Origin of the sequence: Acetobacter musti, from assembly GCF_011516835.1 — a bacterium.
Taxonomy (GTDB): domain Bacteria; phylum Pseudomonadota; class Alphaproteobacteria; order Acetobacterales; family Acetobacteraceae; genus Acetobacter; species Acetobacter musti.
Window position 1 is genome coordinate 1 of sequence record NZ_WOTB01000065.1, and the last position, 7608, is coordinate 7608.

General features: G+C 54.9%; 3 protein-coding genes and 2 pseudogenes. 1 reads left to right on the forward strand and 4 read right to left on the reverse strand.

The features are described from left to right. Nucleotides 1-384 precede the first annotated feature (384 nt). The 3 genes and pseudogenes from GOB93_RS20260 to GOB93_RS20270 form a co-directional block, all read right to left on the reverse strand. A pseudogene (locus tag GOB93_RS20260) lies at nucleotides 385-576 on the reverse strand (B12-binding domain-containing radical SAM protein); the annotation flags it as partial. A 221-nt stretch (nucleotides 577-797) separates the two neighbouring features. Next, nucleotides 798-1829 (reverse strand): 2OG-Fe(II) oxygenase, encoded by a 1032-nt coding sequence (locus GOB93_RS20265; RefSeq protein ID WP_173585196.1) that lies wholly within the window; start codon nucleotides 1827-1829, stop codon nucleotides 798-800. Nucleotides 1830-2136: 307 nt separating this feature from the next. After that, nucleotides 2137-4614: a TonB-dependent receptor gene (locus GOB93_RS20270; protein WP_173585197.1), complete on the reverse strand. Its 2478-nt coding sequence runs from the start codon at nucleotides 4612-4614 to the stop codon at nucleotides 2137-2139. A 252-nt stretch (nucleotides 4615-4866) separates the two neighbouring features. On the opposite strand from GOB93_RS20270, the pseudogene GOB93_RS20275 reads away from it, so the two are divergent. Next, nucleotides 4867-5165, forward strand: a pseudogene (locus tag GOB93_RS20275) (transposase); the annotation flags it as partial. Nucleotides 5166-5538: 373 nt separating this feature from the next. Here the strand turns inward: GOB93_RS20275 and GOB93_RS20280 are convergent. Then, nucleotides 5539-7041, reverse strand: coding sequence for an amidohydrolase family protein (locus GOB93_RS20280; RefSeq protein WP_173585198.1), 1503 nt, complete (start codon nucleotides 7039-7041; stop codon nucleotides 5539-5541). Between the last annotated feature and the right edge of the window lie 567 nt (nucleotides 7042-7608).

A 7608-nucleotide genomic window follows, 5' to 3' on the forward strand; every position in this document is an offset into this window, starting at 1 on the left:
CCTCAATCAGAGGTTCCCAGATCGTCCATGTCTCGTCCGTAAAGGTGCCTGTTCTGTCTCCTTCTTCCATCCCTACAATATGGGAAGAAATTCAAGATCTAACAGGCCCTAGCCCTCGTGCCCATGTTTATTTCCGGAATGGCACAGCCCCGTCGTCACGGCAGGCTCATCAGCCAAACTGAGATAATGATGAAAGGTTGCAAGTTTAAAACCTCATTATGACCCTATTCACCCGAATCTGAAGTTCCGTTCATTGTCTTGTGACACAAGCGTTTCACCGAGGCGAAGATATGGTCGGCTGCTTTAACCCACCGATACGGCCGGGGATTTTCGTTATGTGCATCGATAAAGGTTGTGATGTCTCGGCTTCGAGTTCAGTTGTTGACCGCGATAGCCGAGCGCGTAGAGGGCATCCAGTTCGGCCAGGACCTGTTCATTTGTTTTGGTGCGTGGCACGCGGCCGTACAGTTCGATGATGTCGCAGAATTCGCAGCTGAACGGGCATCCGCGCGAGAGCTGGATTCCGACCTGCAGATACTGGTTCAGTTTCAGCAGATCAAAGCGCGGGAAGGGGCTCAGGACCCTCAAGGGCCTCACACCCTGTGAATACATCTGCAGGATCTGGACGTCAGAACCAGAAAGATTCATCATCAATCCAACCCATCAAACCCCGGGACTAAACATCCTGCTGCAGGCCCATAGTTTTTGAAGCACTACGCGGTGCTTCGTTTAAAATCATATACTATTGCGTCTTTAAAAGTCAGGAAGGCCGACGCTTTCTTTCTGTCCGGAGCCATTCATTGTGCGTCCTGTCGAGCCGCATGCTCTCTGGACGCCTCGTTAAAGACGAACGGCAGACACGCATAACGTCGGCCCTGCGTCACCGGGCGCACTGCATGCAACAGCGCACAGGAAAAGATCACTGCCCCTCCTGCCGACGGTTTGAATCCCCGGGTGGAAAACTCCGGAAACCACAGATCTCCGCCTTCAAAATCATCATTTAGATTCAAAGAAATCGCAAATAGCCTATGTCTGGCTCCGTTTATCGTATTATCTCGATGCGCCCCGAAGCATCCCTGATCCGATGAATCGTAACAGGCCACCAGCATCCGGTCCATCCCGGTCACCACGCACTGGAAGACCTTGCCGATCTCCGGCACCACACGCCGGATAATCCGATCCTGAAGCACGCCGACCAGCGCCCGGTTTTTCAGCGGCCTGTCGAACCGTCTTTTAAAAGAACGATCCGTGGCGGCCATCGGTCTGCCATACGGGGTCTGCGTCAGAACCGGAGAGGAAATGGCAGGTTGTGCATGGAAATAGCGGATTAGTGCCGCACACACGTCCGACTCCAGTACCCGGTCCAGAATCAATGCCGGCACGGGACGATCATCCTGACATCCGACTGGATTCAGCCCCCTGATCAGACGGAACGCAGCATCTGGGATTTCCGGCGTTACAATGTCCCGGACACGTAGTAACGGGTCAACCAGAACAAGAGCACATTGACCCGCACTGAAGCCATACAGTTCCCGTACTTTTCTGTCTTCATCTATGAGGATCACATCCGACAGTGCGACCAGAGCCGCCGGAACATAATCTGCCTGCAGCATTACGCAGAACACCCGGCATCTTCCGCCTTCCCTATCCCGGAGTAATTCACGAAATAATGCAAGTGTCTGTGAAACGACCTGCTCCTGCTCAGGCGTAAAAAAAACCAGGAGATTGTCGTACCCACCCGCCATATCGAAGCTGTAACGGCCATGCTGATTTGTGCAGGCCTGTATAAAAACCGGTGCCGGGTCGCCTGGCTGAACGGGCCTCGTCATGCTGAAAATTCCGGAAAGCGGGGGGTAATTCAATTGCTATAATAAAAAAGAAGGTATGGCCAGTGTACCGCCTGCAGTGCCACGATCCGGACTCAGGGCCAGTTAATTAGAAGGTTCGAAAAACCCTTTTTTCCGATCAGTTTAAAATCATCCCTCATTGATATTGTTGTGGCTGAAAAAGCCAGAACAGGGGTCTTTCGAACCCTCCAGGTGATTACGCGGGCCGGAGGTAAGGAAGCCTGATTTATGATCTGAACAGACAAACCTTCTCCGTTTTCGGGAGAGAAGGTTTGTCGGAGTTAAACGATCAGAAAGTTGTGGAAACCGTTACGATCGCCGTGAAGGGAGGCTGGAGATAATAGGACGGGCTGGATCCCGAAATCGTACTGCCATAGATCCCTTTCACAGGGTTCGCATTATTGGCTGTACTGTAAACACCATTGCGGAATTTGGCATTGGTCATGTTCGACATATTCAGCTGAATCTGCGGTGCCTTGAGGAATCCCCAGCGTGGAAAGCGGTAGCCCATATTGATGGAATTGGTGATGTATTGTGGGATCTTGTTGTCGTTCATGAAGGTCGCGTATTGCTGGCCGACATATTTGAGGTCGGCAGCGATGAACCAGCGCCCCGTATCGTAATCGAGACCCAGGCCGGCCATAACTTTCGGCGCACGAATGGCTTCCTTGCCTTTGGTCGGCAGGTAATCGTTGATCGTCTGACCGTTGAGGTTACCTGTCGCGGCGATGTTGTTGTCGATGGTGCTATGCAGATACTCGAAAGTTGCATAGGGACGCAGGCCGCCGAGAAGCGGCCTCGTCGCGGCAACCTGCACATCCACACCCCGCGTGGTCTGGCCACCAGCATTGATGGTTGTACCGTAGGATGCGCCGCCGGCGCCGTCATAATAGCTCTGGGAAACAAGACGGTTGGTGAAGTTGTAGTTGAAGAACGAGACACTGGCGCTCACCCAGTCGCCAGTATAGCGATAGCCGAGTTCCTCCGAAATTGAGTATTCCGGTTTAGTGCTGCCGCCTTTCTGGGTCACGGCGCCGGAAGTGCTGTAATAATCTACCAGAGAGGTGTTGCTGGGCATACGGAAGTTTGTCGCGGCGCTCACATAGACCTGGTGATGTTTGTTGAAGGTCCAGCTTGCACCAAATTGCGGCAGGGGCTCGGCGCTGTGCAGATTACGATTATACTCTGTGCCCGGCGAGTAATCATAGGTGCGTCGTGTGACCATTGCTTCTTTGAACCCGACATCGACACGCAGGCGGTCATTGAAATACTTCATGGTATCACCGATGAAGATCATGTTAACCTGTGTCAGGGTAAGGAAGTCGCGGGCACGGTAGAGCTGTCCGTCCGTTGTTTTCAGGACGTCCTTTGTGCCCCATATGTTAAGTGGCTGGCCTGTGGTCTGGTTGACGTAAGCGAGAGGAGAATACTGATCCAGATTGGAGTATTCGTACCACCAGCCGAGTTCGATATGGTGATGTTTGTCCGGATCGAAATTCAGTTTGATGGTATTTCCGGGCCGGAACTGCTGCTGATTAGATGGCGCCAGAACAATAGCGGAGGTGCCCGGCGTGACCTTCCCATCCCCATTGACATCAACAGCGACCGGCTGATTTCCCATATAGGTATTGCCTTCGGTGAGGGAGGAGGCACCTGTTCCGTTGCCGGCACCGTACCAGAAATAGATTGAATCATCGATCGACAGTTTCGGTGTCAGCACAATATGCGAAGGTAGCACAGCGATGACGTTCTGGAACGGATTGACATGCAGCTTGTAATAATTGGTATTGGCGCTGTTAGCTTTTCCGTTTGCCTGGTTGATCCAGCTGGCGGCGTAATTCGTGCTGTAGCCCGTGGCGCGGTACTGCGTCAGGTTGGGATTCAGCATCGAATCGTTGATCTGGTGATTGTATGAGACCGTCAGACCTGTGTGGCTGCCGTTATCGAAATCCTTCACCATTTTGAAATCATAGTGGAATTTCTCAAACTGTCCCGGACCACGCCATGTGTTGCCGTCTGTGTGGCTGAAAGCAAACATGGCGCGGACACCAGAGTTTCCGATATCGCCGGAGTTCAGGCGAAGGAACTGACGATGCGTGTCGAACGAACCGAATGAAACGTCGATCAGGCCGCCGGCTTTGTGCGTGGGATCACTCATGGTGGCTGAGGTCAGACCGCCGGATGCATTGACGGTCGGGCTGTCGAGATTGACCGAGCCTGGCTGGAGAGAAACGGATTCCAGATCTTCAGCTTCCAGCACTTCGTTGGCGTAGAACTGTCCGCCGCCGATATCGTTGAGCGGCATGCCGTCAAGGAGCCAGCCTATCTGCGTCTGATCCATACCGCGTACGGTCATCTGGCCGGAATAGATACCATATGGGTCCTGGTTAGAGACGTTGGCGCTGGGCATCATGGCCATCAGTTGCTGAATGTTGGTGGTCGGCGACTGTTTGGCGATGAATTCGTGACTGACGGTCTGGATTGCCTTTGTCGCAGTTTCACGGCGCAGCAGACCGCCGCCCGGGGTGCGCGTGCGGGCGCTGCGACCGGTGACGGCAACAGTTTCTTCCCCTTTGGCTTCCATATGGGTCGGAGCGGGGCGCGCCGGCGGAGCGGAGGCGGTCACAGCCGCTTTTTGAGGCGCGGCGGATGCCGTGGCCTGACGAACCGGCGCATGATGTTTGCGGGTGGCCGCCTGGGCTACATCAAAACAGCTCGCGAGAGCTGTCGAGGTAAGAAGGATGCTGAAACAGGTACGATTGAGCATGGAAGACAATTGCCTGACCGAAATGACGCGATGTCATTCTCTACTTACAGGCAATCCGGCTATTCAATTAAAATCTGACCGCCTGCGCAACATTTTTGCCGCCTGTAGTGTTTGCGTCACAGGTATAAGCGGGCATCTGAACGGAAGAGGAAACCGAAAAGTCTGAAAACAGAAATACATAAAAACGTTATATTATATAACGTTTTTGTCAGACGAGATGCTTTTGCTCTGGAAAAATCTTTTAAACTTTACTCAGTGCTGGACAACCGGATTTTTGTCGATGCGATCCTGTGGATAGCTGGCAATGCGGCAAAATGGCGCGATTTTCCGGAAGATTTCGGCAAATGGACGGGATTTCATGCATGCTTTCACCGGTGGTCTCATGCGGGGGTATCGGAGAGGCTTCTCCATGCCGTGGCTGGCACGCCGGACTTTGAATACGTCATGATCGACAGCACCATTTCGAAGGTCCACGCCGATGCGACCGGCGCAAAAGGGAGGCTGAAGCTGCCGCCATCGGTCGTTCACGTGGTGGATTGACGACCAAACTGTCGGGCGGCTGACGGAAACCCTGAACCATCCCGAGGACCGGCAGGAAGCCTCCGAGGCCACCCTCGCGCTGATCGAGAAGATCGTGCTCATCCCCGGCAACGGACTTGGGGAAATGCACGCCGCGTTGCATGGCAGGCTTGGAAAACTGCTGGATTTCTCCACTTCTCGCGATCAGGGGCCAAAAACGCAAACACTCCCGGAGCCAGAGCTTCGGGAGTGTCGGGATCAGGTATTGCGGGGACATGCAATCACCAATTTCCACATTCACTGGAAGCGGTAGTATAAGCGGCCCCGACACATCAAGGATGCCGTAGTTAAGCGACGACCGTCCATCACCAACTATCTCAAGGACACCAAGGGGTCACCACCAACTCACCGCACGCTTGTCTGTCTGCCGACCTTCGAAAACCGTTTCCTCGTCTCTTCCAATGTCTCACAGGGTGGCTCATTGGGCGGCGTACCGTCTGCGACCAGTGGGTAGATGCCCTTATGCGCCAGGTCAGCCTGCAATCGGACAAAGGCAAAAGGCTGGTCATCACGGATGCATAATGCTTTCGCTACGTCACCGACCATAAGCGGCTCGCAATCACGCAAGTCCAGTCCGGAGGCAAGGGCGCTGTCGCCATACAGGAATTTGCCACCCCGCATGACCATCAGCACGCGATCCGGGCCGTTTTCGGCCGCCGCCGCAAAAGGATCACGCCCGTGGGGGGCGAACAGGACAAGATCGGCCTCATGTCCGGCAGCAACAGCCCCAAGTAGTCCTTCAGCATGAACCGCCCGCGCACCCCCCAGCGTCGCCATGCGCCAGAGATCCCGGTCAGACACCACTCCCTTCAGGTGAGCCCGGCTATACCAGCGCGCGCATGCGAATTCCCGGCTCATGTTCATTGACCCGGAAGGAAGCCAGTCCGTGCCGATGGCGAGCGGAACACCGAGCGCCTTCGCCGTCTTCACATCCAGAGTGCGGCCATAAAGCGCCAGATTGCTGCGGGGCGACCAGACGATGGTCGCCCCTCTGGCCTTCAGCAGAACGAGGTCTTTCCTGCCGAGCCCCAGACCATGCAAAACCGTCATTTGTGGAGCAATAACATCCCGGCTGGTGCCCCCGCCGTCCGGTTGGGGCGAACGGTCATAGCTGCCGGAACTCAGGCAACGGAACTCGTTCCTTGCCGCAGCGCCGGTCCCTTCCGCGACATGGGCGAGGAACGCCTCCGAAGAACCCACCTCCGACAGGCCCGCCGGGTGAGGACCGTAGTTGCAGTCATGAACACGCATGATCCCCGACTCGTCATCAAGCGGAAAGACGCGATAGACGACCGGTCTGAGAGCGAGACCTTCCATTCCCGCCGCAATGTCAAGATTCCTCACAAGCCCTGCAGCACTGCCCCCGCCGGCCATCGACGTGACGCCACTGATCAGTTGCCGCAATTCGCCCCAGGCAAGGATTTCACCATCCTTTGTCGCCACGGCGCGCGAAAGTTTCGTGTGCCCATCCAGCCCCTCGCGCCATTCATGCCTGTGAATGAAGCGTTCGCCCGTATCGGGAACAGGTGGAACGCCCGTGAAATTCAGATGATCATGCGGGTTGATAAAACCGGCGGACAGTACTGCCTCCGGGCAGTCCAGCACCTGCGCCCCTGGCGCCCGCAGGCCGCATCCGCTCCCCACACAGGCGATGTGGCCTTCAGCATCGACCAGCACGTCCGCTCGCCGGGGCTGTGGCCGGTCCTCCAGAATGATCGCGCGAATTAGCGTCGCCGGACCGCCCGGATGCACGGAACAAAGACCTTCAGCGGAGGCGGAACCACCCTGCGGAACAGCCAGGAGTCCCGCCAACAGGACACAGACAGCGGCCGACGCATTCACAGACATCCGCCCGCCCCCTCTTCCAGCATCCGTTCTCCCTCATTCTTTCAGCTTATCGCGACCGAATCATCACTCGACTTGTTGAGGGCAATAAAATCCTGCCATGCAAACCGTGCGTGCTCCTTATGCAGCGCCTCTTTTGAGTGGCTTTTGGTGCGCAAGATATCACGAGGTATCCTGCACGATTTTATATCGACAGAAAAACAATCCGTTGCAGCGAATACACAGGATGAACCGGCGCTGCTCACATATATGACTGCCGCCAAATTCATAGGTGCTAACAATCTTCTTAGATTTTGTGTGTTAACGATTTTTCGGTTGATGCGGTGAGCAATGTCATATGAGCGATATACAACGTGACACTCCTAATATTGAGCGCTGAGGCCGATAAAAACCGGAATATTCCGTTCTCGGAACCATCTCAGTTCGCATTTACACACGACACATTGATTTCGATAGCATTAGGGCCTGTTAGATCTTGAATTTCTTCCCATATTGTAGGGATGGAAGAAGGAGACAGAACAGGCACCTTTACGGACGAGACATGGACGATCTGGGAACCTCTGATTGAGG

Coding starts and splice junctions, on each gene's coding strand:
- GOB93_RS20265 (WP_173585196.1), bottom strand. CDS start 1,829: ATGACGAGGCCCGTTCAGCCAGGCGACCCGGCACCGGTTTTTATACAG.
- GOB93_RS20280 (WP_173585198.1), bottom strand. CDS start 7,041: ATGTCTGTGAATGCGTCGGCCGCTGTCTGTGTCCTGTTGGCGGGACTC.
- GOB93_RS20270 (WP_173585197.1), bottom strand. CDS start 4,614: ATGCTCAATCGTACCTGTTTCAGCATCCTTCTTACCTCGACAGCTCTC.